The organism is Thermomonospora cellulosilytica, assembly GCF_014138835.1.
Classification (GTDB): Bacteria; Actinomycetota; Actinomycetes; order Streptosporangiales; family Streptosporangiaceae; genus Thermomonospora; species Thermomonospora amylolytica.
In genome coordinates this window covers 7,285,966-7,311,728 of record NZ_JACJII010000001.1, presented here as the reverse complement: position 1 = coordinate 7,311,728, position 25,763 = coordinate 7,285,966, and the positions used below count along the sequence as shown (strand labels likewise).

Below are 25,763 nucleotides of genomic sequence, written 5' to 3'. Positions count from 1 at the left end.
CGGCGGGGTGAATCCCGCTAGCCTGCTCGGACCGGACACGGGAGGAGCGGGCTCATGTCCACAGGCGGAGCAGGCATGTCCAACGGCGCCCGGCACGGTCTGGGGTTCCTGCTCGGGCTGGTGGCGGCACCGGTGATCTTCGGGTTGCTGCTGTTCGGCACCGAGCGGCTGATCCGGGCCAACCAGCAGTTCCAGGACGGCCCCGAACGCTGGATCGGCGCGGTGTTCGTCCTCCTGGCGGCGGCCGTGGTCGGGCTGCTCATCGGCTCGCGGGTGTCACCGCTGGCCTCGCTGGTCTGCGGGGGGATCCTGGCGCTGGTCAACCTGCCGTGGCTGCAGCTGAGCAGCGACCTGGCCAAGCAGGTCTTCGAGCTCGTGCCGAACGGCTACGGCAACTCGTTCATCACGCTCATGACGCTGGGCGTGAGCGGCATGATCGGCGGCGCGCTGATGATCGGCTCCCTGCCGCCGTCGCGCTGGCGGGCGGCCACGCGGCGCCCGGCCGCCGGTCCGCAGCCGCCCGCCTGGACGCCGCCGCCCGGCGCTCCGGCGGGGCAGGGCGCTCCTCCCGTGCCTCCCGTGATGCACGGCGGCGCTCCCGGCGGGCCGCCTCCGGCGGGCGTTCCGGTCGGGCCGGGGGCGCAGCCCTCGTTCGGGCCCGGCGCGCCCTACGTTCCGCCGCAGCCGGTGGACGACGCGCCCCCGCCGCCGCAGTACGGGCCGCCGGCGTCCCAGCCCCGGCAGGATCAGGACGACGACGAGCCCGGCGAGTGGACCCGCATGTACGGCGGCAGGAGCGCGCGCAAGGACGACGGCGCTCAGTCCTGAACGGCGTCCTCCGCCGGGTCCGGCACGTCCGGATCCGGCGAGGACAGCGCCGCGATCACCCCGGGCACGTCGTTGACCACCATCGCGTCCACCCCGGCGGCGGCGTAGCGGGGGGCGTCGGCGGGCGCCGGGCACCAGGCCAGCACCTCCAGCCCGGCCTTGTGCGCCACGTCCACGTTGTGGTCCAGCGGGCGCAGCCGGGCGTCCGGCGGGTCGATCCCGCACGACCCGGTGTGCAGGCCCACCGCGTTCATCCCCAGGCCCGCGGCCGCCGCCACCGCGTGCCACAGCGGGAACCGCACCCAGGTCAGCAGGCCCAGCGGCACCGCGTTCCCCAGCTCCTCGCGCAGCCCGAGCAGCAGCGACGGGTCGAACGAGGTGACCAGCAACGGCCGCCGCCGGGCCTCGGCCCTCAGCAGCGGGACCAGCAGCGCCCCGGTGCGCCGGGCCGGCGGGTCGACGGCGTCCTCCAGGATCGTCTTGACGTCGACGTCCAGCGCCACCTCCGGCGGCAGCGCCTCGAACACGTCCGCCAGCCGGGGCAGCCCGGACTCCACCGCCGTGCGGTCCACCAGGAAGGCCCCGTCCACGCCGGTCGGGTCGTGCCGCAGCACCAGCTCGTCGTCGGCGGTGCGGGTCACGTCGATCTCCACCCAGGACGCCCCGGCGCGCACCGCGCCCAGGATCGACTCCACGGTGTTCTCCACGACCGGGTCCTCGGCCCCGGGCAGATGAACGGCGCCGGACCCGGCGCCGCGATGGCCGATCACCACCGGCCGGTCCCCGTCGAAGATCACGGCGCCTCCCCGTCGGCCGCCCGGCCGGCCAGATGCTCGGCGATCACGATGTCCAGCGGATGGGTGACCTTGAGGTTGCGCTCGTCGCCCTCGACCACCCGGATCGGCACGTCCGGCAGGTACCGGTGCACCACCCCGCAGTCGTCGGTGGCGGCGAACCCCGGGTCGGCGGCGGCCAGCTCGTACGCCTTGCGCAGCGTCCCGATCCGGAAGCCCTGCGGGGTCTGGAACCGGCTCAGCGTGTCGCGCGGCGGCATCGCCTTCACCAGCCCGTCCTCGACCGCCACCACCGTGTCGGTGGTCGGCAGGCCGACCGCGACCGCCTCGAACGACTCCAGCGCCGCCAGGCACCGGTCGACGATCCCGGCCGTCACGAACGGCCGGGCCGCGTCGTGCAGCAGCACCCGGGTGTCGTCGGGCTCGCCGGCCAGGTCGCGCAGCGCCGCCAGGGTCGACTCGCTGCGGGTGGCCCCGCCCTCGATCACCCGGGACACCCGCCCCGCTCCGTAACGATCTGCTATCTCCCTGGCCACGCTCGTATGCCCGCGTGCCATGACCACCCGTACGTCGTCGATGGCCGGATGGGCGGCGAACGTCGCCACCGAGTACCCGAGGATTGGCCGTCCTCCCACGTCGAGCAGCTGTTTCGGGGTGGCCGCCCCGATCCGCCGCCCGGTGCCGCCGGCCAGGATCACCGCAACCGTTCTCAATGTTCCCCTACGTCTCCGTTCGACCGCTGTGGTGTGTCCGACCCGCTACGCTGACGTTCCCGTGATCCCCGACCCGACGCTACTGGAAGGTGCGCATGACTGTGGCGTTGGTGCTCGCGGCCGATGAGACCGCGGACATCCCCTACGGCAACGGGCCCCACGCCCCGACCCTCCTGCACCGGTGGCTCGACCGGCTCGCCACGCTCAACGTACCGGACGTCCATATCGTCGCCCGGCCGGAGAACGCCGCGCGGCTGCGCAAGGAGATCGACGCCGCCGCGACCGGCGCGGTGAACGTCCAGGTCGTCGAGTCCGACTCGCCCGCCGAGGACCTGCGGGTCCTGGCCCGGGTGGTGCGCGACCTCACCGAGCCGCTGCTGGTGGTCCCCGCCGGGACCGTCGCCTCCGACGAACTGGTGAACCGGCTGGTCTGGCACCGCGCCGAGGTCACCGCGGTGGTCGCCCGGGAGGGCGACGGCGCCCCGATCCGGCAGGGCGCCGTCCGCGTGGTGTCGGTGGGGACCGGGTTCCACCAGGTGACCGAGCCCAACGGGGTGTTCCGCGGGCTGCTGCGGATCACCCCCGCCAAGCGGGTGACCTGCGCCAAGGCCGCCGAGAAGATGGCCGCCCTGCTGGAGACCCCGGACGCGCTGCCGGGGGTGACCGACGACGTCGCGGCGCTGCTGCTGGTGGCGCTGGTCCGGTCGGGCGTGCGGGTGCAGAAGCTGCGGGAGCAGCCGCTGGTGTGCCGGCCGGTCCGCGACGCCGCCGAGGCCGCCGAGGCGCGCGCCGCGGTCGAGGCGATCGACGAGGACCGGGTCCGGCTGGACGCGGCGGTCAAGAGCAACGACGGCTTCTTCACCACGTTCGCGGTCAGCACCTACTCCCGGTACATCGCGCGGCTGGCGGCCCGGATCGGGGCCACCCCCAACATGGTGACCTCGCTGTCGATGTCCATCGCGGTCGGCGCGGCGATCGCGTTCGCCTCCGGCACCCGGGCCGGGATGATCGCCGGCGCGGTGCTGTACTACTTCTCGTTCGTCTTCGACTGCGTGGACGGGCAGCTGGCCCGCTACGCCCGCAAGTTCAGCACGTTCGGGGCCTGGCTGGACGCCACCTTCGACCGCGCCAAGGAGTACACCGTGTTCGCCGGGCTGGCGGTCGGCGCGACCGCGGCCGCGGCCGACAGCTCGGTGCACGCCGGGGACGTGTGGGTGCTGGCGGTGGCCGCGATGGTCGCGCAGACCGTCCGCCACATGATCGACTTCTCCTTCGGCGCCGCCCGGGGCGCCCGCCCGGTCGCCCCGCTGCCGGTGGTCCCGCTCACCGCCGCCGAGGACGGCCGCACCCCGGCCCCGGCCGTCCCCGCCCCCGGCCCCGGCGGCCTGCGCGGGCTGATCGGCCGGGTGATGGCGCGGACCCGCACGGGCCCGGCGTTCTGGGCCAAGAAGATGATCGTGTTCCCGATCGGCGAGCGGTTCGCGGTCGTGTCGATCACCGCCGCGATCTGGAACGCCCGGGTGACCTTCATCGCGCTGCTGTGCTGGGGCGCGGTGGCGGCCGCCTACACCCTGTCCGGACGGATGCTGAGGTCGCTGAATCGATGACCATCACGTTGACCGCCGCCCCGTCGAGCCGGCCCGCCCGCCCGCAGCCCACCCGGCTGCAGGCCTACCGCGACGACGGGCCGCTGGCCGCCGCGTTCGGCAAGCTCACCCAGGGCCGGCTGATCCCGCTGCCCGGCACGGTGCTGGCCGCCGCCACCACCGCGGCGCTGCTGGTGGTGGCCGGGGGAGAAGAGCGCACCATCCCGCTGCTGTACGCGCCGCTGCTGGCGCTGCTGCTGATGGGGCCCTCGGCGCAGCATCCGCACCTGGGCCGGCTGGACTGGCTCGTCCCTCCCCTGATGCGCGGCATCGAGTATGGTTACCTGGCCGTTCTGGGGTTCGCGCAGGACGTGTCGGCACCGGTGATCTACGTGCTGCTGGCCGTTCTCGCCTACCACCACTACGACACCGTCTACCGTACGCGCCAGCGGCTGTGGCCGCGCGAGTGGGTCTTCGCGGCCGGGCTCGGCTGGGAGGGCCGGATGTTCATCGCGGCCTTCGCCGGGCTGTTCGGGCAGCTCGCGACGGCCTACGCGGTGCTGGCCGTCTACCTGGGTCTGCTGTTCGGCGTGGAGAGCGTCACGGCGTGGGTAAAGGCGGGACGCGGAAACGGCGCACAGGTGAATCTGGAAGAAGAGACCGACGACGAGACCGACCAGGCCGGCCGGGAGGCCGGTTGAACGGTGATGGAGGCACAGCGTGATCGGGATGGTGCTGGCCGCAGGAGCCGGCCGCAGACTACGGCCCTACACCGACACCCTGCCCAAGGCCCTGGTGCCGGTGGATGGTGAGACCACCATCCTCGACATCGCGCTGGGCAATCTCGCCCAGGTCGGCCTCACCGAGGTCGTGGTCGTCGTCGGCTACTGCGCCGACGCCGTCGAACGGCGCAAGGCCGCCCTCGAGGACCGGTACGGCGTCTCCCTGACCCTGGTCCACAACGACAAGGCCGAGGAGTGGAACAACGCCTACTCCATGTGGCTGGCCCGCGAGCACTTCGCCAAGGGCGTCCTCATGGTCAACGGCGACACCGTCCACCCGGTGAGCGTCGAGAAGACCCTACTCGCGGCCCGGGGTCCGGAGATCGTCCTCGCGGTGGACGATGTGAAAACTCTGGCCGACGAGGAGATGAAGGTGATCCTGGACGATTCCGGGCACCTGGCGCGCATCACCAAGCTGATGGACCCGGCCACCGCGCACGGCGAGTACATCGGCGCCACCCTGATCGAGCCGTCGGCCGCCGGCCGGCTCGCCGACGCCCTCAAGGCCACCTGGGAGAACGACCCGGACCTGTACTACGAGGACGGCTACCAGGAGTTCGTGAACCGGGGCGGGCGGATCGCCGTCGCCCCGATCGGCGCGGTCGAGTGGGTCGAGGTCGACAACCACGACGACCTGGAGAAGGCACGGCGGATCGCCAAGGGGTACTGACGCATGCCACAGCTCATGCGGTCGCTGCCGGCCCCGCTGTCGGTGGAGATCCGGCGCGGGGCGGTGGCGGCGCTCGGTGAACTCCTGGCCGACCGGCGGATCGCCACCGAGGGCCGGGTCGCCATCGCGGTCGGCCCCGGCCAGGGCGACGCCATCGCCGAGCAGGTCAGGCCGTCGCTGACCGAGTGCGACGTCTTCCACGTCCCGGGCGGCACCGTGGACGCCGCCGTGTCGCTGTCGTCCCGGCTGCGCTCGGGCTGGTACGAGGCGGTGGTGGGGATCGGCGGCGGCCGGACCATCGACGCCACCAAGTACGCCGCCACGCTGGCCGGCATCCCCATGGTCTCGGTCGCCACCAACCTGTCGCACGACGGCATCTGCTCCCCGGTCGCCTCGCTGGAGCACGACAAGGGCAAGGGCTCGTTCGGGGTGGCGATGCCGCTGGCGATGATCGTCGACCTGGACTACGTGCACGCCGCCCCGGAGCGGCTGGTGCGCGCCGGGATCGGCGACGTGATCAGCAACCTGTCGGCGGTGGACGACTGGCTGCTGGCCGCCGAGGACTGCGGCGAGCCGGTGGACCGGCTGGCGCTGACGCTGGCCCGCACCGCCGCCGAGGCCCTGCTCTACCAGCCGGAGTCGATCGAGTCCGACCACTTCCTGACGGTGCTGGCCGAGGGGCTGGTGCTGTCGGGCATGGCGATGTCGTTCGCCGGCTCCTCCCGGCCGTCCAGCGGCGGTGACCACGAGATCCTGCACGCCGTCGACCAGCTCTTCCCGGGCACCGCCAACCACGGGGAGCTGGCCGGGCTGGGCGCCGCGTTCTGCTACTTCCTGCGCGACCGCTTCCTGGGCGCCGGCGGGGAGCGGCTCAAGGAGATCGTGACCTGCCTGGAGCGGCACCGGCTGCCCTGGCTGCCCGGCGAGGTCGGGCTGAGCGAGGAGCAGTTCGCCGAGGCGGTGGTGTACGCCCCGCAGACCAGGCCCGGCCGCTACACCGTCCTGGAGCGGCTGGCCCTCGACCACGACGCCGTCCTGACCGCGGTGAGGGATTATGTCCGCTCCTACGGAGACTGAGGCCGCGGTGCGTTCCCGGCGGGGCGCGCGGGTCGCCGACGTGCGCGCCCTCGGCCAGCCCCCCGGGCTCAAGGAGCGCCGCAACGAGGAGCACTGGGCGGGCCGGCTCTACATGCGGTCGCTGTCGCCGTACGTGTCCTGGGCGCTGCTGCGGCTGGGGCTGTCGCCCAACCAGGTCACCTACCTGATGATCGCGGCGGGCGTCGCGGCGGCGGCGGTGCTGTCGCTGCCGGGGGCCGCGCTGTGGCCCGCGCTGGCGGCCGCGGTGCTGGTGCAGGTGTACCTGCTGCTGGACTGCGTCGACGGGGAGATGGCCCGCTATCTGCGGCGGACCTCGGTGACCGGCGTCTACCTGGACCGCATCGGCCACTACCTGGTCGAGGTGGCGCTGCTGGCGGCGCTGGGCGTGCGCGCCCAGGGCGCCTGGGAGACCGGCGGCTACGTCGAGCTGGGGCTGGTCGCCGCGCTGGGCGCCGCGCTGATCAAGGCCGAGACCGACAACGTGGTGGTGGCGCGCGCCAAGTCGGGGCTGCCGGTCGATCCCGAGGTCGGCGACCGGGCGCTGCGGCCGCGGTCCACCCGGCTGGCGCTGGCCCGCCAGCTGGCCGCCGCGCTGCGGGTGCACCGGATCATCGGCGCGGTGGAGCTGTCCCTGATGATCGCGGCGGCCGCGGCGGCGGACGCGCTGGTCGGCGGGCACACCCCGGCGGCGACCCGGGCGCTGACCGTCCTGGTGGCGGCCGTGGCCGTCGTGCAGACCGCGGCGCACCTGGTCAGCATCGTCGCCTCACGCAGACTGCAGTAAACGGGATGAACGACACCTTTCCTCAAGTTGCATGTTCGCTGACCGTGAGGTGAAAGACTGCTGCGGGAGTGTGACCTGGGAGGGGTGTTGTGCGCTCTGGTGAGCCGTTCTCGGAGGGGGGCGTGGTGACTTCGCGCGAAGCCGATCCCATCCCCCGGCAGGGTGGAGACGTGCTGCTTTCGGTCGTCGTCCTGACGATGGGCAATCGTCCTGCGGAACTGGCCCGCGCCGTGCGCAGCGCCCTCGCCCAGGAGGACGTCGACATCGAGGTGATCCTGGTCGGCAACGGGGTGCCCGGGGACTGGTGGCCCGGCGACGACGAGGTCTTCGAGGACAAGCGCGTCAAGCTGGTGCACCTGCCGCGCAACCTGGGGATCCCCGCGGGGCGCAACCGGGGCGTGGCCGAGTCCGCCGGGGAGATCCTGGTCTTCCTCGACGACGACGGCTGGTACGAGTCCACCCGGCTCGGCGCCCACCTGCGGGACCGGTTCGCCGCGGACCCGTCGCTGGGGATCATCTCGTTCCGGGTCCGCGACCCGGAGGGCGGTCCGGGCGAGCGCCGGCACGTGCCGCGGCTGCGGGTGGGCGACCCGGGGCGCTCGTCGGAGGTGACGACGTTCCTGGGCGGGGCCTGCGCGATGCGCCGGGCGGCGTTCGACGCGGCCGGCGGCCTGCCGGAGGACTTCTTCTACGCCCACGAGGAGATCGACCTGGGCTGGCAGGCCATCAACGCCGGCTACCGGATCATGTACGACGCCGAGGCGGTGATGATGCACCCGGCGGTGCTGCCGACCCGGCACGAGATGTTCTACCGCTTCAACGCCCGCAACCGGGTGTGGCTGGCCCGCCGGAACCTGCCGTGGCCGCTGGGGCTGGTCTACTGCGCGGTGTGGGTGGCGCTGACGGTGCTGCGGGTGCGCCGCCCGGCCGCCCTCAAGCCATGGTTCAAGGGCTTCGCCGAGGGCTGGCGCAGGCCCGCCGGCCCGCGCCGCCCCATCTCCTGGCGCGCCGCCTGGCGGATGACCCTGGCGGGACGGCCCCCGATCATCTGACGCGCCGCCCCCGCCCCGCCCCGCCAGACGACCGCAGCGGAGCGAGGATCGTCTGGCGGGGTTGCGGGGGTCTGGGGGTCGTCCTCCAGGAGGTCAGCGGGTCATGACAGCAGGCGTTCCCAGGTGGGGTCGGTGGTGAGGACGGTCAGCCGCTGGGTGGCGCGGGACACCGCGACGTAGAGGACCCGCAGGCCGCGCGGCGACTGGGCGGCCACCACCTCGGGGGCGCAGATCACCGCCGCGTCGAACTCCAGGCCCTTGGCGTCCAGCACGTCGAGCACCTGGACCCGCTCCGGGAGGCCGGCGGCCAGCGTCGCGTGGTCGCGGGCGGACCAGTCGCCGTCCGGCAGCGGGACGATGACCCCGATGGTGCCCTCCACCTGCGTCAGCAGGGTCTGGACCGCCTCGCGCGCCGCGCCGCGCACCGTGCCCTCGGGCACCAGCCGGATCACCGGGTGCACCCCCGAGCCGCGGACCGCGCGGGCGGGGCGGGCGCCGGGCAGCGCCAGTTCCAGCACCCGCGCCGACACCGCGGCGATCTCGGTGGTGTTGCGGTAGTTGGTGGTCAGCTCGTACTCGTACCGGGGCCGGCGCTCCGGCGGGCGCTTGGACCGGCCGCGCCGCCGGGACGGCGGGCCGCCGATCGCGGCCTCCATCGCCGCCCGCGCCTCGTCCAGGTCCTCCCACGCGCTCTGCGCCGGGTCCTCCACGATCGTCCAGGTGGCCTGGCGGCCCCGGCGGCCCAGCATGCGCCACTGCATGGGGGACAGGTCCTGCGCCTCGTCCACCACGATGTGGGCGTACTCGGGGCGGGTGTCGGTGACCTCGTCGTCGACCCGGCGGGCCCGTTCCAGCCGTTCGATGGAGCTGGTCACCTCGCGCAGCTCCGGTTCCCAGTCCTCGTCGGCGACGGCCTCGCCGGTGAGGATGTTGATCCCGTCCACCACGTACGGGTCCTCCTCGGCGGGCGGCCTGCGGGAGGGGCGCGGCGGCGGGCCGAGCAGCGCGTCGATCTCGTCCAGCAGCGCGATGTCCTGGTAGCCGAGCACCGGGCGTTCCCCGCCCAGCGCCTCGGCCCAGGCGGCGGCCAGCCGGTCGGCGTCGGGCCGGGCCAGGTCACGGCCCGCGGCGCGGCGCATCCGGGCCTGGTCGCCGAGGGAGCGCAGCACGTCCAGCGGGGTGCGGATCGGCCACCAGGCGGCCAGGAAGTCGGCGAACGCCCGCTGTTCGCGCACGTTCGCCTCGAACGCCTCGCGGCCGGTGCGGGCCTTGGGGGCGTGCTGCTGCCCGTCGAGGGCGCCCAGCCCGCTCTCGGCGAGGATGCCCTCCCACAGCGCCAGCTCGCCCTGCCCGGGCGCGGCGGGCTCGGGCTCGGTGCCGCCGCCCTCGACGTACCGCTCCCACAGCGCGTGCAGCAGCGCCTCGGCCACCCGGCGGCGGGCGGCGTTGACACTGCCGGCGCTGCGCCGGTGGAGCTGCTGCCGGATCCTGTCGAGCCGCCTGCGGTCCAGCCGGACGACCACCCCGGCGTGCACCACCCGCAACTCGTCGGGGGCCCCCGGGGGATGGTCGGCGACGGCCCGCTTGAGGATCGGGACCATCGCCCCGGAGCCCTTGAGCCGGGCCAGGTCCGGCGGGTCGTGGACGGTCGCCGACACCCCGGGCACCAGGTCGCCGAGGGAGCGCAGCACCGCCGAGCCCTCGCCCAGCGACGGCAGGACCCGTTCGATGTAGGCGGTGAACCGGCGGTTGGGGCCGACGACCAGCACGCCCCGGGAGCCGAACCGGCGGCGGTGCCGGAACAGCAGGTACGCCACCCGGTGCAGGGCCACCGCGGTCTTGCCGGTGCCGGGGGCGCCGCGCACCAGCACCGTCCCGTCGGCGGGCGCGCGGATCACCTCGTCCTGCTCGCGCTGGATGGTGGCGACGATGTCGCGCATCGCGCCCTCGCGGGTGCGCGCCAGCGACGCCAGGAACGCCCCGTCGCCGACGATCGTCAGGGAGTCGGCGGCGGACGGGTCGAGCAGGTCGTCCTCCAGGTCCACCACCGTGTGGCCGCGGGTGTGCAGCACCCGGCGGCGGACCACGCCGCGCGGGTCCTCGGGGGTGGCGCGGTAGAACGGCTCGGCGGCCGGCGCCCGCCAGTCGATGACCATCGACTCGTGCTCGCGGGTGCGCACCCCGATCCGGCCGATGTAGCGGGTCTCGCCGGTGGTCAGGTCCAGGCGGCCGAACACCAGCCCGTCGTCGGCCACGTCGAGGGCCCGGGCGCGCAGCGCGGCCTGGTGCACCATGGCGTCCCGGTCGACCAGCGACCCCTTGGTGCCGGCCAGCGCCTGCCGGTACCCCTCCTTGATCATCTCCTGTGCCTCGGCGCGCATCTCGGCGAGCCGGGCGTACGCGGAGTCGACACGGCGCTGCTCGGCGGCGATCTCGGCGTCCTTGACCGTGGCGGGCCGTCCGGTGACCGGGGACGACGACATGCAGGCGGCTCCCTCAACACTGGCAGGCGAAGGAACAAGCCTACGCGGGCCGCGGAGGGGGTGAGACCGGGCGTTCAGGGCGCGACGGGGACGCCCTCGTGGAAGGTCATCCGCAGGCGGGGGACGGTGGCGCTGCTCAGCGAGACGGCCCGGTGCAGTCCCAGCCGGCGCAGTTCCTCGGCCACCGTGTGGTCGCCCAGCCGGACCACGGTGCCGCCCGGCCTGGCCCGTACCGCGCCGGGCTCGACGGTCCAGGGGATCCGGCGGGTGACGCCGTCCAGGCAGGAGAACGCGACGACCTCGGGGGCGGTGCGGACGGCGGGCAGCGGCAGGCCGGACCGCACCGACATGGCGACCACCGTGCGGCCGTCGATCCGCACCGCGCAGCGGGTGCCCCGCGGGGTGGTCTCCGCCGGGATCTCGGTCATCAGCTTGGGGAACCCCCAGATCGACCGGCCCGCCTCCAGGGTGAACGGCTGGTCCACCGGCAGCCAGTGCACGAACGCCCCCACCCCGCGCCCCGCCGGGTCGCGGACCAGGAACGTCACCGCGAACTCGTGGTAGGGCCCCAGGTCCCCGTCGACGTAGCGGGCGAACGCCAGCGCGCACACGGCCCGGCCGGGCAGCGGCCGCACGACCTCCAGCCCCGAGTAGCCGATGACCGACTGCGCGGTGGCGGCCGGTACGGCGAACATGGCCGAGGCCACCGACGCCTCCCGGATCCGCACCGGCATGGTGACCCGTTCGCCCTGGATCAGGTACGTGCCCACGGCCTCAGTAGAACAGGTTTCAGTCCCGCTTGTCACGGGGCGGGTCCTGCGGAGCGGGACGGCGGCGGACCCGCCACAGCGCCCGCAGCAGCGCCCGCGCCACGGTCAGCGGGAAGAACGAGGGCCCCATGTCAGCCGCGCTCACCCGTTCTCGAGGGCGGCCTTGACGCGTTCCAGCGTGGCGCGCATGCCCCGCCTGTTGAGCGCCGCCCGCTCCCCGGCGGGGACCCCGGTGAACACCCTGCCCAGCAGCGAGACGAACGCCGCCCGGCGGCCCTGGCGGCGCAGGTCCTCCCAGTACTCGGTGAGCCTGGTGCGGCCCCCGCCGATGTCCTCCATCCGGTAGCCCCACACCGCCACCGGGATGCCGAAGCTCGACACCCGGAACGCGAACACCTCGCCCGGCACCGCCGCCGTCACCCGCCCGGTGGTGAACCACACCCGCCACCGGATCCGGTTGAACCCGACGAACCCGGTGCCCGGCCCCACCGGTTTCGCCGGCCGGCCGCGCACCCACACCGCGAAGCACTCCGGGCTCCACTCGCCCATCCGCCGCAGATCCGCCACCGCCTCGTACACCCGGGCGGGTTCGGCGGCCACGACGACGCTCTCCTCGGCGACCCACTCGCGTTCCATGCCGCCGATCATCCCAGGTGCGCGAAGCGCCTCCGCCAGTCCGCGTACCAGCCGGCGAACCAGCGGCCCCGCTCCCCGCCGACCTGCTCGGCCAGCGGGACGATGTAGGTCACCGTCTCGGTGAAGTAGCGGCGCTGGAAGTCCGGCGGCATCCGGTCCAGCGTCTGCACGTTGCTGACCCGGTCGGCCAGCTTCACGGTGATCGCCTCCGGCGGGGCCTCCCGCAGCCGCCGCAGGTAGGCGGTCTTGGCGGCGCGCTTGGCCTGCCGTCCCCGCCCGCCCGCCGGGGGCTTGGTCACCCAGTCCACCAGTTCGGCCACCACCGGCCCGAACTCGGCCTCCACGTCGTTCACCGTGGCGTCGGTGTCCTCCACCACGTCGTGCAGCACCGCCGCGGCCAGCGTCTCCGGGTCGGTCACCCCCGCGCCGCGCACCAGCACCTCCGCGGCCTCCAGCAGATGCTCCAGATAGGGCGCGCCGGTGGGACGCCGCTGCGGGCCGTGCCAGCGCCGCGCCGCCTCCACCGCGCGTTCCAGGACGGCCACGTCGGCGGGCGGGAACGCGCGGGCCTCCAGGTCGGCCCGCGCGCGCTCCCAGGTCCGCCACTCGGTGAACAACTGCATGTGGATCGTTCCTCCCGGTCGCGTCGGGCCGCGTCAGGCGGCAAGGTAGGCGGGGCGGAGTCCGGACATGCGGGCCATGCCCCCAATAGGACCGTACGGGAAGGAGGCCGGGTGCCGTGACCGCGCGCGGGCAGCGCAGAGCGCTCGGTCTCCTCGCCGGGGCGCTGGCGGTCGCCGCCGCCGTCGCGCTCACCGGCCGGTACGCCCTGCGCGCCGAATGGTGGCAGGTGGAGCACCGGGTCGCCGCCGCCCCCTCCGTCCCGCTGTCGGACCTGGGCCCGTCGCCGGGGCCGCTGACGGTGACCTGGAGCCGCGCCACCCCCGTTCACCGGGGGCGGCTCCCGGGCTACAGCCGGGTCGCCTACGGGCTGGTGCACGGCCAGGTGGTGACGGTGTCGGGACACGGCCTGGACGTGCGGGACGCCCGGACCGGCGCGGCCCGGTGGAGCTACCGGCGCTCCGGCTGGGTGCTGCTGGGCTGGGCGGCGACCGGCGACCGGCTGGCCGCCTACTTCGAACCGGACGAGGGCCGCGACCGCCGGCTGATGATCGGGTTCGACGCGCGCACCGGGCGCAGGCTGTGGCAGCGGGAGGGGGACGAGCCCGCCGCGCTGGCCCGCGCCACCCTGCGCTGGCCCGCCGGGTCCGGCGTGGTGGTGACGACCGGCGGCGACCGGCGCACCCTGCGCGGCCGTTCCGCCGCCACGGGGGAGCGGCTGTGGCGGATCCCGCTGCGGGACGGGTGCGTCCTGTCCGACAGCGCCGCGCACGCCTCCGCCGCCGACGAGACCCTGGTCGTGGTGACGCTAGCCTGCCCCGGGGAGGGCCGCGAGCAGCGCCACCGGCTGCTGGCCGTCGACCCCGGCGACGGGCGGGTCCGCTGGGAGCGCCCGCTGGGCTCCTCGGGTCCCCGGGAGGTCGCCGTGCACGGGTCGGTGACCCTGGTGTCCGACGACACGACCCTGTACGCCTACACCCGGGACGGCCACCGCCTGCTCGCCCGGCACGGCGAGGACGTGTGCGGGGACGACGTGTGCCCGGCCGCCGTGGCGGGGGACCGGCTCGTGGTGGTGTGGGACCACGGCCGCCGCATCGAGGCCGTGGAGATCCCCACCGGCCGCACCCGCTGGGACCGCGCCGCCCCGGGCTATCTGGCGCTGACCGCCGCGGGCGGCCGGGTGTTCGGCCTGCGTCCCCGGCTGGCGGAGGGCCTGCTCCCGGCGGGGGTGGACGCCATCGACCCCGGTGACGGGCGCACCACCACCGCCGCCACGGGCCTGGTCGTCGACCCGGGCCTGGACGGGGCCGTGCCCTGGCTGGCGGCTGCGGGCGGCCTGCTGTACGTGGCCGCGCCGCAGGCGACGCCCCGCCCGGGCGGCGGTGCCCGGCTGGCGGCGTTGCACGGAGGCCCGTCCGGGCGGGGGACGCCCGAGCTGGGCGGCGTTCCCGTCGAGGACTGGCCCGACGCCTGCTCCCTGCTGCGTCCCGCCGACCTGGACGCCACCCGGCTCGCGGGCTACCGTTCCCGCCCCGGCCGCGTCACGATCGGCCACCTCACTCCGGAAGACCCGGTGAGCTGCGCCTACGAGCCGGGTCTCAGCCTGTACCCGGAGGACGCCGGCGAGTCGGTCCTGCCCGCCGCCGAGGCCGACCCCCGCGAGGTCACGGTCGGCGTCAAGTGGGTGGCCACCGACGCCGCCTCGGCCTCCGCCCTGCTCGGCGCCCTCCGCGACACCCAGACCCAGGTGCGCCCGCGCGCCGGTCTGGGCGACGAGGCCTACGAGCTCGGCCCCACCTCGGGCACCATCGCGCTCCGCGTGGGCCGCCACATCATCGGCGTCTACGCCTCCCGGCCCACCGGCACCGCGACCCAGGTGGCCCGGGCCGTGGCGGCCAACCTGCGCACCGCCCGCCCGTGACGCCCGGATCAGGCCCGCGCCGGCTCCCGGACCCCGGCGGCCTCCTCCAGCATCCGCACGAACCGATCGCCCTCCGCGGCCCCGTCGAACCGTTCACGGGCCGTCTCGTACGCCCGCCGCCCCAGCCGGGCGCGCAGGCCCTTCTCGTCGCGCAGCCGCAGCACCGCCGCCAGTGCCGCCTCCACGTCGCCGGGCGGCACCACCAGCCCGCACCGCTCGTCCCCGACCAGTTCCGCGACCGCCGGAACGGCCGAGGCCACGACCGGGATCCCGTGCGCCATGTAGTCCATGACCTTGACCGGAACGCCCTGCGGGGCGTGCCCGGATCCGGGCGGCAGCGCCAGCCCGGCCATGGCGCCCTCGGCGATGCGCATGGCCCGGTCGTAGGGAACGAACCCGTACCACCGCAGCGCACCCGACCGCTGCGCCGCCCGCAGCGCGGGCCGCACCCGCGGGTCGGCGCCGCCGATCAGCTCCACCGCCACGCCCTTGTCGGCCAGCCGCCCGGCCATCTCGATCACCTCGAGCGCCCCGCCCGCCGCCGACAGCCGCCCGACGTGCACGACCCGCCGGTCGTCGGGCTCGGCGGGCGGCACCGCGGACACCTCCGGCACGTCCGGCACCACCGGATGCCCGTCCCCGAACTCCGCCCGGTACTCCGGCGAGGCGAGCACCAGCCGATGCCGCCGCCCCGCCCGCGCCCGCACGTACCGCGACATCGCCCCCGGCAGCCCGAACCCCGCCGGGGCCTCGTGCACGTCCACGACCACGGCCTTCCGCCGCGCCGCCCGGGGCAGCGCCACCGTCAGCTCGGGGTCGTGCAGCAGCAGCACATCGCAGTACGGCACGTGCTCGGCCAGCGCCCGGCGCACCGCCCGCAGCACCGACAGCGCCCCGCGCCCGCCGGCCCGCGGCACGTCCACCGGGGTCAGCTGCCGCCACGGCGTGACATGCCAGGCCCGGAACGGCGCCGCGTACGTCACCGAATGCCCGGCGTCCAGCATCGCCCGGATCTGCCGATGCAGGACGCGCGCGTCCTCCGGATGGTGCCGCACCGTGCACACCAGAACCCGCATGCCGCCCCCGAGGGTTGATGATCACTTACCGAGTACGCACCAATCCTCAGCGCGCTCGGCGAACACCCGGGATATACGACGGGACAACGGGATGAACGTGCTTCACGTGGAGGGCGGCTTTTACGTGGGGAGCGACCCTCACACCCCCGCACGCTCAGTCGGCCGGAGCTCCGCCTGGGGGCTCCGGCCGAGTGAGGGTTGGTTGGTCCGTGGTCGCTGTGGAAGTTCTGGGGGCTTCGCCCCCAGAACTCCCGCCGGATCACCGTCAGTCGAGATAACCCCAGGTCTTGGCTATGGGGATGAGGGGGTCGGGGGTCTTCTCGTCGTCGGAGAGGGCACGGGCGGGCTGGATCGTTCCGGACTTGATGTTCTTGCTCCAGTCGCCGAAGAACGGCTTGAGGGGACCGTGGTCCTGCTTGCCGTACTCGAGCATGTCCCGCTCCCACGGAACGCCGAGGTACTCGCAGATCTTGCGGGTCTCGCCCTCGGGGTCGGTGGTCAGGTCCTCGTAGCGGACCACCACGCCGGGGACGCGGTCGCGGCAGGCCTCCATGCCCTCGGCGTGCTTGAGGACCTCGTCGACCACGTCGTCGAGGACGGCGTTGGGGCGGCGGCTCATCACCGAGCCGACGATGGCGGCGGGGTTGCGCCACAGGTAGATGAACCGGGCCTTGGGCCAGGCGCGGAGCAGCCGGCGCCAGCGCAGCGCGTTGGCGGGGGTCTTCTCGGCGATGATGCTCTTACCGCTGCGGGACAGCTCGTGGTAGAGGATCCGGTCCCACAGCATGTGCTCCAGTTCCTCCTTGGACAGCGCCAGCTCCTCCACCACGTCCGCGGTGAAGTCGGCGGCCAGGTGGACCTGGACGGTGTTCAGGTGCAGCTCGTGCGGGGCGCGGATCTTGGAGTGGCTGTTCAGCAGCACGCGCAGCAGCGTGGATCCGGAACGCTGGCACGACAGCACGAACACCGGGGACTCGACGAGCCGGGCCGTGCGCGGCTTGGGCAGCGCGGGAGCGGGTCCGCGGCCCGGCGGGCGCACCGCCGCGGCCAGCAGTTCGCTTCTGCGTCGCAGGCCCTTACGCAGGACCTGCACTCGTCGGTTCGGGCTGTTGCCGTTCACCATCTGTCGCCATCCATCTTCATCCGGGAGGTTCCCAGGCCTCGCGCAGGTAGCCGATCCCGCGGTCGACGACGTCGGGGTGTGCGCGCGCGATATCGGTCGTCTCCGCCGGATCGGCTCGCAGATCGTACAACTCCAGCGACCAGCTGTCGTCCGGTTCGGAGTAGTGCCGACCCGGTGCATAACCGACGAGCTTCCAATTGCCGAACCTGACGGCGGCGGCGGCCCGCCAGGTTCGGCCGCGTTCGGCCCGGGCCACCCGCGGAGTCCGCCGGGATCCGCTGGGACGGACCCAGTACAGATATTCGTGCTGGGGCGTGCGACCCCGGCCGGTCAGAATTCCGCGAAGCGAGATCCCGTCGCCCTCGGCCGGGCCGAGACCCGCCAGATCGGTGAGGGTGGGGAACAGGTCCCACATCGCCGTGGGACGCGCGCTGACGGTGCCGCGGGTGCGCGTGAGGTGGCCCGGCCCCCAGGCGATGAGCGGCACCCGGATCCCGCCCTCGTACAGGCTGCGCTTGTAGCCGCGCAGGCCGCCGCGCGCCCCGAAGAAGTCGGGGTCGAAGTCGCCCTCCTCGTGCGGGCCGTTGTCGCTGGTGAAGAACAGCAGGGTGTCGTCGACCAGGCCCAGCTCGGCGAGCTTGTCCACCAGCCGGCCCACATAGGAGTCCAGCAGGCTGACCTGGGCGGCGTGCGCCCGGTCCGGCAGCCGCCACGGCTGCCTCGGGTACGGGTCGCCGGGCACCACCGAGGGCGCGTGCGGCAGCGGCAGCGTCAGCACCAGCAGGAACGGCTCGTCGCGGTGCCGTTCCATGAATTGCAGGCTGCGCTGCACGATCACTTCCGGCGCGTACACCGCCCGGCCCGAACGGCGGTTGCCCGCGAACCGCACCGGAGTGCGATTGTCCCACAATTTCGATGGGAAATAACTGTGCGCCTCTTTGTGCGACAGGTAACCGTAGAACTCCTCGAACCCCTTGTCATTGGGATGGGTGTCGGTATTGGGATCGGGGCCGCCGAATCCCCACTTGCCGAACAGCCCGGTCCGGTAACCGGCCTGCCGCAGCGCCATCCCGAAGGTGACGTCCTGCGGCGCCAGCGGCGCGTCCGTGCCCTGGGGGTTGTCGCGCACCCGGGAGTGCCCGGCGTGCCGGCCGGTCAGCAGCGTGCACCGGCTCGGGGCGCACACCGCCGCGCCCGAGTAGAAGTGGGTGAAGCGCACGCCCTCGGACGCCAGCCGGTCCAGCCGCGGGGTGCGCATCATGCGCTGGCCGTACGAGCCGAGTTCTCCGTAGCCCAGGTCGTCGGCGAGCACGAGGATGAAGTTGGGCCTGCGCCGGCGCTCCGCCGTGGAGGGGGTGGCGCGCGGCCGTGCGGGTCCGTCGCCGCGGATCGTCAGCGCCGTCGTGGCCCCCGCGGCGGCCACCCCGGCCGTCGTCGTCGCCGCTCCCAGCAGAAACCGGCGACGAGAGGGCGGGGGAACTGCGGAAGGCGGCTCCTCCGTCGGGTTCATCGCGCGCCGCGCCGGTTACGGGAGCCGATACCGGGGGAATTGCTCATGTCGGAGCACAGCGTACACGCTGATCCCCTTTTGCACGTCTGAAGTGTGCGAGCCCCTGTCCGGTGGGCTACTGTTTGCGGAGTGTTCACGCATTCGTCGCCTTCGTGTGGGCGGCGGGGCAGCTAGCCTCGGCTCGGTCGATGGAATGAGCCAAACCGCATGTCGTCATCGGTGATCTGGGCGGAGTCGCCCCTGCAACTGCTGTCGGCCGTGGAGGCCCACCGGGCGGGCCTGTGCGGACCGTGCACCGAGGCGCGGCTGCGGGCCGGCGCGCCGTCCCTGGAGACCACCGCGGCGGAGATCGAGCGCCTGGGCGTCCCGGCCGGTCTGCGGATGGCCGGCAGCGCGCCGCGCCCGGTCCGTCCCGCCGAGGACGGCGTCTGGGTGATCGGCGACGCCTTCTCCGGCGCGGTGCAGCGCGGGCTGGTCGCCCCCGGCCGCTGCCGGCTGGTGATCGTCGACGACGGGCTGGCCACCATCCACCTGCTGGAACTGCTCACCACCTCCCGTCCCAAGGCGCTGGTACGGGCCCGCGCCCGCCCCGGCCCGGCCCGGCGCGCGCTCGGGCTGGCCGCCTGGGGCCGGCTGCGCGCCGCCGCGTCCGCCGGGCGGCTGACCGTCTGCACCGCCCTGCCGATCTCCGCCGAGCTGCGCGACGCGGTGCGCGGGCTGGGCGCGGCGGTGCACGTGCACGACTTCCCCTGGCTGCGCGGCCGCCCGGCCGCCGAAGCCCCGCCGCAGCGGCTGGTGGTGCTGGGCAGCTCGCTGGTGCGCAACGGCCTGGTGCATCGTGACCGCTATCTGGCCTGGGTGCGGTCGCTGGCCGCCGCCGAGCCGCTGCAGTACCGGCCGCACCGCCGCGAGTCCCCGGACGTGCTGGACGAGTTGCGCGCCGACCCGCGGATCTCGGTGGTGGAGACCGGGGTGCCGGTGGAGATCTCACTGCGCGGGCTGACCGCCGAGCACCGGGTGGTCAGCCTGCCGTCCACCGCGCTGACGTCGTTGCGGCTGATGCTGCGCTCCACCGGCACTAGGATCGAGGGCGTGCCCGTACCCCCGGACTGGTGGACGGACGCCGCCGACCCCGGCCTGCGCGACCACCTCAGCCTCTTCCTCGACGGTCTGGAGATCGCCACGTGACGGCTCCGCGCGTGCTCGCGGTCGCCGACTCGGACTCCTATCTCAAGTGGACCGCGGGCCTGCTCGACCACATGCCCGCCGGCTGGTCCCGCACCCTGGCGGTGGTCCGGTCGCCCATCGCGCCCTCCGCCGAGCAGATCCGTTCCGCGCTGAACGGCACCGCCGCCGGGACGCCGGACGTGCTCACCGCCAGGGGGGTGGCCCAGCGGGTCCGCCGGGAACGCCCGGACGTGGTGGTGCTCGGCTGCACCGGACCGGTGGTGAAGGTGCTGTCCCGGATGCTCCCCGCCGCCGACCGGCCGGTCCTGGTGTCGGGGCTGCCGGGCATCTCCGTGCCGGCCTCGGAGCGGGCCTGGGTGTTCCGCAGCGCGGTGGACCTGTTCGTGGTGCACAGCCGCCGTGAGGTGGCGGAGTTCACCGAGATCGCCGCCCGGCTCGGGCTGCCCGGCCGGGTCGGCTTCACCCGGCTGCCGTTCCTGGAGCCGGCCCCGCCCGCCGAGGTCCGCGACCGGGTCGTGTTCGCCACCCAGGCCAAGGTGCCGGCCGCCCCCGCCGACCGGGAACGGATCCTGCTGGCGCTCGCCGGCCTCGCCGAACTGCGGCCCGACCTGCGGGTGGTGGTCAAGCTGCGGGCGCTGGCCGACGAGCAGCAGACCCACCGGGAGGACCACCACTACCAGGTGCTGTGGCGGCGGATGGCGCAGGCGGGCCGGGTACGCGAGGACGCCCTGCACTTCGACGCCGGGCCGATGCGCGAGCACCTGGCGCGCGCCGCGGGGTTCGTGACGGTCAGCTCCACCGCCGCGCTGGAGGCCATCGCCGCCGGCGTGCCGCTGCTGGTGCTGTCGGACTTCGGGGTCAACGCCGAGATGATCAACCTGGTCTTCGAGGGCAGCGGCTGCCTGGGCACCCTGGCGGAGCTGACCGAGGGGACCTTCAAGACCCCCGACCCCGGCTGGTGCGCGGCCAACTACTTCCACGACCCCGCCGACGAGACCTGGCTCTCCCACCTCGCCGAGCTGCTGGAGGACGCCCGCGCCGGCCGGCTGCCGGAGCCGGTGCACCTGCCGGTGTGGACGCACCCGCTGGGCGAGCCCCGCGCCCGGCTGCGCCTGGAGCTCAGCCCGGCCGCGTTCCGCCGGGTCGACGTCCTGCGCAGGGTCCTGCGCCGCCACTAGCCCACGCCCGGTCCCTCCGCTCGACGAGGCGTCGTCGGGCGTCGGCGGAACCCGTCCGGTGCCGTCGTGGCCGCCGGACTGCTCCAGCGCCCGGTCGGCAGCACTCGCCATCGGCGGACCGCACGGCTACAGCACGTCCAGGCGCGTCTGACAAGATCCGGATGGCGGCCTGACCGGAAACGGTCATCCGATGTCGGACGGTGCGGGCGACGGCGGCCGTCCATGATCGCGCTAGCTGGGCGACCTCGCCATGCCGCCGGACCGCGGCCCGTGGCGATGACGCGGAGCACGGAGACCGCCACGGAAACGATCTTTCCGGGTGATCATCGCGAAGTTATCTTTTGCGCGGCTTCGCTTGATTCGTCACCCGATGGGGGTTTCGTGGCCTTCAGGGGATCATCGGCTCTGCGTCGCAGGGCCATCGCGATCGTGGCCTCCATGGCCATGGTGTCCACCGTGACGGTGGCGATCGCCGGCCCGCCGGAGCCGGCCGCCGCCGACCCGGCTCCGCGGGCGAGCGCCGAGGGCGGCGCACTCGAAACGGCGCGCAAGACCGGCAAGCCGGTCGAGGTCGAGAGCCTGCGGACGTCCACCCGCCAGGTCTTCGCGCAACCATCCGGCTCGTTCCGGATGGAGCAGAGCCTGCGCCCCCGCTGGGTGCGGCGCGCGGGCAAGTGGGTCGACGTCGATCCCACGCTGCGGCGCAACTCCGACGGCACGGTCGCTCCGGCGGCCGCGGTGCTGGACCTGCGGCTGTCCGGCGGCGGCGCCCGGCCGCTCGTCGCGCTCGGGAACGGCGCGCAGTCGATGGAGTTCCACTGGCCCCACAAGCTGCCCCAGCCGACCCTCGACGGCGACACCGCCACCTACGCGGAGGTCCTGCCCGGAGTCGACCTGCAGGTCCGCGCCGACATCGAGGGCTTCGTCTGGGCGCTCGTGGTGAAGAACGCGCAGGCCGCCAAGAACCCGGCCCTGCGGCGCATCACCCTACGTACTGTCGGCCGGGGCATGTCGATCAGGGCCAACCCGAAGGGCGGCGCCGACATCCTCGATGCGGCCGGCGGCCAGGTGCTGTACGCGCCGACTCCTTTGATGTGGGACTCCTCCGATGCGTCGGCCGCGTCCGGAACGCCCCAGCGGCTGAGGGCTCAGGGGAAGGTCTCGCCCAGACTCCAGGGACCGGCGGTGGGCGCCCGCCGCAAGCAGATCGGGCTCGACGTGGGCTCCGGCGGTCTGTCCGTGATCCCGGACCGGAACATGCTGGAAGACCCCGACACCGTCTTCCCGGTGGTCATCGACCCGCCCCTCACCATGGGACGCGCCGCCTGGGCGAAGGTCTCCAGCGGGCATCCCGGACAGGAGTACCCGAACGGCGGGATCGACGGCTCCTACGGTGAGGTGGGGAACGCGGGCGACGACGGCGAGGTGTGGCGCACGTTCTACCGCTTCACCATGCCGGGAGCCCTGTACGGGAAGCAGATCCTCAGCTCTCGCCTCCACCTTCATCTGACGCATTCGCGGTCGTGCGAGGCCCACGCGATCCAGGTCCACCGAACCGGTGGATTCGGCGCGTACACCAACTGGAGGAACCAGCCGGCCTGGCGCGGGCTGCTGGACGAGGTGAGCGCCGGAAAGGGCCACGGCGCGGACTGCCCGGCGGGCGACGTCGAGCTGGACGTCAAGGACGCCGTCGCGGCCGCGGCGGCGGATGAGCGGCCGACCCTGACGCTGGGCATCCGGGCGAAGGACGAGCACGACAGCCACGCCTGGAAGAGGTTCGGCAGCACCCCCGAGCAGGTGAAGCTCGTCACCGAGTACAACGCCGTGCCGCAGCGGCCGGAGCTGGCGGAGATGCGCGTACAGCCCGGCGGCTGGTGCTCGGGAGGCTCCTCCTCCGACCCCGTTCCGGTCAACCGGACCGATCCGGTGTTCCATGCACGGCTGCACGATGCGGACGGCACGGTCAGGGGTGTGTTCGAGCTCCGCGAGGCGGCCCCGGACGGCTCCGCCCCGCTGCGGCTGAGCCACACCTCGCCGTTGAACTCGACCGGTCTCGAGCACCAGTGGCAGGTGCCGGCGGGGGCGCTGCAGGACGGCAAGCGGTACCGGCTCACCATCAAGGCGGTCGACGAGAACGGAGCCGCCAGCGAATTCAGCGACGCCTGCTGGATAAGGATCGACACCGGCAACCCGCAGAGCCTGCCCACGGTCACCTCTCCCGACTACCCCTCCGTCGACCAGGCGCCGGAGGGGAGTGACGGAGTCGGTCAGCCCGGCCGCTTCGTGCTGTCGGCCAACGGCGACACCGATGTGACCGCGTTCCGTTACGGGCTGGACGACCCCTACTGCTCGCAGGGACCGGTCGCCGCAGACGCCCCCGGCGGGCACCCGGACCGTCATCCTGACCCCGCAGACCGAGGGAATCCGGGTGCTGTACGCGGCGGGCGTGGACGCGGCGGGCAACTGGAGCCAGGCGGGATGCAGCGCGGTCTACACGTTCAACGTGAAGGGCGCCGCGCCTCCGGTCTCCCATTTCCTGCTCGACGAGAACTCCGGCGACAGCGCTCATGACGCCAAGAACGACGGCCGGACCCTCACCCTGGCGGACGGAGCCGGCTGGGCCCCGGGCCGGATGAACAGCGCGCTCTCCCTGAACGGTGGCACGGCCCACGCCGCGACCACCGGCCCGGTGGTCGACACCGCCAAGGCGTTCACGGTCAGCGCCTGGGCTCGGCTGACGGACAAGAGCGCCGACCGCACCGTCGTCTCCCAGACGGGAGAACGCGCAGCCGGATTCCAGCTGCACTACGACGCACAGGCCGATCGCTGGATGTTCAGCCGGCCCGTGACCGACGCCGATTCCCCGGCGTTCGCCAGGGCCGTGGGGGCGCACTCACCGGCGGTGAACGCCTGGACGCACCTCATGGGCGTCCATGACCCGGGGAAGGGTCAGCTCAGGCTGTACGTCAACGGCAGGCTCGAGGGCTGGGCGTCCTTCACCTCCCCCTGGAACGCCACCGGCGGACTGCAGGTCGGGCGGACCAAGCACAACGGCGTTTTCACCGGGGGATTCGCCGGGCAGATCGACAACATCCGGATCTGGCAGCGGCTGGTGGGCGAGCCCGCGCCGGTGCCGGAGGCCTACTTCCAGCTGAACGAGGCGAACGGCGAGCCGCTCCGGGACCTGATCTACCGAGGGCGCACGCTCACCCTCGGGCCCGGTGCCGCCCAGATCGACGACGCCCGATACGGCAGGGGCCTGTCCTTCGACGGCGGCGCCGACGCCCATGCCACCACTTCGGGCGAGGTCGTCCGGACGGACCAGGCGTTCTCGGCCGGCATCTGGGTGAAACTCGCCGACAAGAACCTCACCTACTCCCTGCTGAGCCAGACCGGCAGCCGGACGAGCGCCTTCCAGCTCTCCTACTCCAAGGACGACGACCGGTGGGTCTTCGGCCGCCACGACTCCGACTCCGACGACGCGACCCAGACCCGGGCGGTGTCGACCTCGGTGCCGAGCCTGGAATGGACTCACCTGCTGGGCGTGTACGACCCGGTGGCCCGGCAGATCCGGCTGTACGTCGACGGCCGGCTGGAGTCCTCCGTCGCCTACACCGGCACGCCGTGGCACGCCGAGCACCTGCAGATCGGCAGGACGAAGTCCGAGGGGCGGTTCCAGGGGAACGCCAAGGCCCGGATCGACGAGGTGAAGCTCTGGGACCGGGCGATCGACCATGACCCGTACCGCACGGCCCCGGCCACGGAAACGGCGGACCCCTCGGACCCGTACGGCAAGCCGGAGGTCTGGAAAGAGGCCAACTCCCCGGTGCAGCTCGCCGCGCACTGGAAGCTCGACCCGTCCGAGGACGGCACGACGGCACCGTCCGAGCACGGCAACACCACACCGCTCACCCTGCAAGGCGGAGCCGCCCTCCTCCCCGACGACCTCTTCTGGACGCAGGACGGGATGGGCTTCCTCGGCCTCGACGGCATCGACGACCAGGCCGTGGCGTCCGGGCCGATCGCCCGGACGGACCGGAGCTTCTCCGTCGCGGCCTGGGTCCGGGTGACCGGCAACCCGGCGAGCTGGCCCGACGGGAAGAACGGCGCCTCGGTGGTCAGCCAGGACGGTGAGGTCGGCAACGGCTTCTCCCTCTGGGCGGAGCGTTACGGCCCGACCGGTTCGGACACCTCCGGCGAACGCTTCCGGTGGACGTTCAGCACGGTCGGTGACGACACCATGTCGCCGACGGTCCATCGCGCCCGCTCCGAGGAAGTGGTGCAGTACGAGCCGGTCCATCTGGTCGGTGTCTACGACATGACGGAACGCCGGATCATGCTGTACGTGAACGGCCAGCTCGCCAGGTCCGCACAGGCCCCCTTCACCCGAGCCTGGGCGGCGCTGCGGCAGTTCCGGATCGGCACCGCCAAGAACGGGGGAAGTTTCGCGAACGACTTCCTCCCCGGCCAGGTCGACGAAGTGAGCGTCTATGCCGGGGTGCTCACCCAGCCTGACGTCCTGAAGGTGGGGGCGGGAGCCTACCCGATCGGAACAGTGCATTAGCGCCCGCCGGGCCCGGACCCGCCTGGTGGGTCCGGGCCCGCGCTTGCGCCGTCACGGTCGGAGCCGTCGCCTCCTCCGGCGGCGCCGCGGTGTGCGCTGCGCCGGTGCTGGCCTCGTCCGCCGGACGAGTCTCCGCTTGATCCGTCTGATCAAGGTGCGTCGTCGGGGCGGGGGGCGTCGTGGCGGGGCGTCCGGTTCGGGGGCGACGGGTCGACCAGGGGCGAGTTCCTGGAGGCGTTCCCTGGTGGAGCAGCGGGCGATCGTCTGGCGATTCTGGGGTGCCGTGTTGTGATGTCTTCTTCGGTCGTTCGCTGCGCCTGTCGGACGGTGGCCTGCGGGTGGTGATGTGGTGATGGGCGGGTGGTCGGTGGGGGCGAGTGGTGCGC

At 73.7% G+C, this 25,763-nt stretch carries 22 protein-coding genes; 12 read left to right on the top strand and 10 right to left on the bottom strand.

Going from position 1 to position 25,763, the window contains the following annotated elements; genetic code table 11:
* Positions 1-54 precede the first annotated feature (54 nt).
* Positions 55-828: a hypothetical protein gene (locus tag HNR21_RS34240; protein WP_182708371.1), complete on the top strand. Its 774-nt coding sequence runs from the start codon at positions 55-57 to the stop codon at positions 826-828.
* Here the strand turns inward: HNR21_RS34240 and HNR21_RS34235 are convergent.
* Both HNR21_RS34235 and ispD read right to left on the bottom strand, forming a co-directional pair.
* The gene (locus HNR21_RS34235; RefSeq protein ID WP_182708370.1) at positions 819-1,625 is read right to left on the bottom strand and encodes a glycerophosphodiester phosphodiesterase; all 807 of its coding nucleotides are present in this window, start codon (positions 1,623-1,625) and stop codon (positions 819-821) included. The genes HNR21_RS34240 and HNR21_RS34235 overlap by 10 nt on opposite strands.
* Positions 1,622-2,335 (bottom strand): 2-C-methyl-D-erythritol 4-phosphate cytidylyltransferase, encoded by a 714-nt coding sequence (gene ispD / locus HNR21_RS34230; protein WP_182708369.1) that lies wholly within the window; start codon positions 2,333-2,335, stop codon positions 1,622-1,624. Before ispD ends, HNR21_RS34235 begins: the two co-directional genes overlap by 4 nt.
* 95 nt (positions 2,336-2,430) lie before the next feature.
* Here ispD and HNR21_RS36265 point away from each other — a divergent pair, with 95 nt between their 5' ends.
* From HNR21_RS36265 to HNR21_RS34200, 6 genes are all read left to right on the top strand, one after another.
* A complete protein-coding gene (locus HNR21_RS36265) occupies positions 2,431-3,942 on the top strand; it encodes a CDP-alcohol phosphatidyltransferase family protein (protein ID WP_182708368.1) in 1,512 nt (503 codons plus the stop codon).
* Positions 3,939-4,622, top strand: coding sequence for a DUF5941 domain-containing protein (locus HNR21_RS36260; RefSeq protein ID WP_182708367.1), 684 nt, complete (start codon positions 3,939-3,941; stop codon positions 4,620-4,622). Before HNR21_RS36265 ends, HNR21_RS36260 begins: the two co-directional genes overlap by 4 nt.
* A 19-nt stretch (positions 4,623-4,641) precedes the next feature.
* Entirely contained in the window at positions 4,642-5,373 is a 732-nt protein-coding gene (locus tag HNR21_RS34215; RefSeq protein WP_182708366.1) for a phosphocholine cytidylyltransferase family protein, read from the top strand.
* A gap of 3 nt (positions 5,374-5,376) precedes the next feature.
* On the top strand, positions 5,377-6,450 hold the full coding sequence (locus HNR21_RS34210) for an iron-containing alcohol dehydrogenase family protein (RefSeq protein WP_119728631.1): 1,074 nt from the start codon (positions 5,377-5,379) through the stop codon (positions 6,448-6,450).
* A complete protein-coding gene (locus HNR21_RS34205) occupies positions 6,428-7,255 on the top strand; it encodes a CDP-alcohol phosphatidyltransferase family protein (RefSeq protein WP_182708365.1) in 828 nt (275 codons plus the stop codon). The genes HNR21_RS34210 and HNR21_RS34205 overlap by 23 nt, the downstream gene beginning before the upstream one ends.
* 197 nt (positions 7,256-7,452) lie before the next feature.
* On the top strand, positions 7,453-8,307 hold the full coding sequence (locus tag HNR21_RS34200) for a glycosyltransferase family 2 protein (protein WP_182708990.1): 855 nt from the start codon (positions 7,453-7,455) through the stop codon (positions 8,305-8,307).
* 101 nt (positions 8,308-8,408) lie between these two features.
* On the opposite strand, the gene HNR21_RS34195 is transcribed toward HNR21_RS34200, so the two are convergent.
* The 5 genes from HNR21_RS34195 to HNR21_RS34180 form a co-directional block, all read right to left on the bottom strand.
* Positions 8,409-10,790 carry a HelD family protein gene (locus tag HNR21_RS34195; RefSeq protein ID WP_182708364.1) on the bottom strand — a complete coding sequence of 794 codons (2,382 nt, stop codon included), beginning with the start codon at positions 10,788-10,790 and terminating at the stop codon, positions 8,409-8,411.
* Positions 10,791-10,864: 74 nt separating this feature from the next.
* Entirely contained in the window at positions 10,865-11,560 is a 696-nt protein-coding gene (locus tag HNR21_RS34190) for an acetoacetate decarboxylase family protein (RefSeq protein ID WP_182708363.1), read from the bottom strand.
* Positions 11,561-11,579: 19 nt separating this feature from the next.
* Positions 11,580-11,705 (bottom strand): hypothetical protein, encoded by a 126-nt coding sequence (locus HNR21_RS36255; protein WP_281402072.1) that lies wholly within the window; start codon positions 11,703-11,705, stop codon positions 11,580-11,582.
* A complete protein-coding gene (locus HNR21_RS34185) occupies positions 11,702-12,196 on the bottom strand; it encodes an SRPBCC family protein (protein WP_182708362.1) in 495 nt (164 codons plus the stop codon). The genes HNR21_RS36255 and HNR21_RS34185 overlap by 4 nt, the downstream gene beginning before the upstream one ends.
* Before the next feature lie 8 nt (positions 12,197-12,204).
* Positions 12,205-12,819 (bottom strand): HD domain-containing protein, encoded by a 615-nt coding sequence (locus HNR21_RS34180; protein WP_182708361.1) that lies wholly within the window; start codon positions 12,817-12,819, stop codon positions 12,205-12,207.
* 116 nt (positions 12,820-12,935) lie between these two features.
* Here HNR21_RS34180 and HNR21_RS34175 point away from each other — a divergent pair, with 116 nt between their 5' ends.
* On the top strand, positions 12,936-14,738 hold the full coding sequence (locus tag HNR21_RS34175; protein WP_182708360.1) for an outer membrane protein assembly factor BamB family protein: 1,803 nt from the start codon (positions 12,936-12,938) through the stop codon (positions 14,736-14,738).
* 8 nt (positions 14,739-14,746) lie between these two features.
* On the opposite strand, the gene HNR21_RS34170 is transcribed toward HNR21_RS34175, so the two are convergent.
* From HNR21_RS34170 to HNR21_RS34160, 3 genes are all read right to left on the bottom strand, one after another.
* Complete coding sequence (locus tag HNR21_RS34170) at positions 14,747-15,814, bottom strand: glycosyltransferase (RefSeq protein WP_182708359.1); 1,068 nt, start codon at positions 15,812-15,814, stop codon at positions 14,747-14,749.
* Between the two features lie 265 nt (positions 15,815-16,079).
* Entirely contained in the window at positions 16,080-16,907 is an 828-nt protein-coding gene (locus tag HNR21_RS34165) for a sulfotransferase family protein (RefSeq protein WP_220500406.1), read from the bottom strand.
* Positions 16,908-16,953: 46 nt separating this feature from the next.
* Positions 16,954-18,360, bottom strand: a complete 1,407-nt coding sequence (locus tag HNR21_RS34160) for an arylsulfatase (RefSeq protein WP_182708358.1) — start codon at positions 18,358-18,360, stop codon at positions 16,954-16,956.
* A 294-nt stretch (positions 18,361-18,654) separates the two neighbouring features.
* On the opposite strand from HNR21_RS34160, the gene HNR21_RS34155 reads away from it, so the two are divergent.
* The 4 genes from HNR21_RS34155 to HNR21_RS34145 all read left to right on the top strand — a co-directional run bounded on the left by HNR21_RS34155 (position 18,655) and on the right by HNR21_RS34145 (position 25,377).
* A complete protein-coding gene (locus HNR21_RS34155; RefSeq protein ID WP_182708357.1) occupies positions 18,655-19,635 on the top strand; it encodes a hypothetical protein in 981 nt (326 codons plus the stop codon).
* Positions 19,632-20,813: a DUF6716 putative glycosyltransferase gene (locus tag HNR21_RS34150; RefSeq protein ID WP_182708356.1), complete on the top strand. Its 1,182-nt coding sequence runs from the start codon at positions 19,632-19,634 to the stop codon at positions 20,811-20,813. Before HNR21_RS34155 ends, HNR21_RS34150 begins: the two co-directional genes overlap by 4 nt.
* Positions 20,814-21,251: 438 nt before the next feature.
* Positions 21,252-23,384: a DNRLRE domain-containing protein gene (locus HNR21_RS35770; protein ID WP_246442451.1), complete on the top strand. Its 2,133-nt coding sequence runs from the start codon at positions 21,252-21,254 to the stop codon at positions 23,382-23,384.
* 61 nt (positions 23,385-23,445) lie between these two features.
* Positions 23,446-25,377, top strand: a complete 1,932-nt coding sequence (locus tag HNR21_RS34145; protein WP_246446555.1) for a LamG domain-containing protein — start codon at positions 23,446-23,448, stop codon at positions 25,375-25,377.
* The last annotated feature ends 386 nt before the right edge of the window (positions 25,378-25,763 follow it).

Coding starts and splice junctions, on each gene's coding strand:
- HNR21_RS34240 (WP_182708371.1), top strand. CDS start 55: ATGTCCACAGGCGGAGCAGGCATGTCCAACGGCGCCCGGCACGGTCTG.
- HNR21_RS36265 (WP_182708368.1), top strand. CDS start 2,431: ATGACTGTGGCGTTGGTGCTCGCGGCCGATGAGACCGCGGACATCCCC.
- HNR21_RS36260 (WP_182708367.1), top strand. CDS start 3,939: ATGACCATCACGTTGACCGCCGCCCCGTCGAGCCGGCCCGCCCGCCCG.
- HNR21_RS34210 (WP_119728631.1), top strand. CDS start 5,377: ATGCCACAGCTCATGCGGTCGCTGCCGGCCCCGCTGTCGGTGGAGATC.
- HNR21_RS34205 (WP_182708365.1), top strand. CDS start 6,428: ATGTCCGCTCCTACGGAGACTGAGGCCGCGGTGCGTTCCCGGCGGGGC.
- HNR21_RS34200 (WP_182708990.1), top strand. CDS start 7,453: ATGGGCAATCGTCCTGCGGAACTGGCCCGCGCCGTGCGCAGCGCCCTC.
- HNR21_RS34195 (WP_182708364.1), bottom strand. CDS start 10,790: ATGTCGTCGTCCCCGGTCACCGGACGGCCCGCCACGGTCAAGGACGCC.
- HNR21_RS34185 (WP_182708362.1), bottom strand. CDS start 12,196: ATGGAACGCGAGTGGGTCGCCGAGGAGAGCGTCGTCGTGGCCGCCGAA.
- HNR21_RS34180 (WP_182708361.1), bottom strand. CDS start 12,819: ATGCAGTTGTTCACCGAGTGGCGGACCTGGGAGCGCGCGCGGGCCGAC.
- HNR21_RS34170 (WP_182708359.1), bottom strand. CDS start 15,814: ATGCGGGTTCTGGTGTGCACGGTGCGGCACCATCCGGAGGACGCGCGC.
- HNR21_RS34155 (WP_182708357.1), top strand. CDS start 18,655: ATGTCGTCATCGGTGATCTGGGCGGAGTCGCCCCTGCAACTGCTGTCG.
- HNR21_RS35770 (WP_246442451.1), top strand. CDS start 21,252: ATGGCCATGGTGTCCACCGTGACGGTGGCGATCGCCGGCCCGCCGGAG.
- HNR21_RS34145 (WP_246446555.1), top strand. CDS start 23,446: ATGAACAGCGCGCTCTCCCTGAACGGTGGCACGGCCCACGCCGCGACC.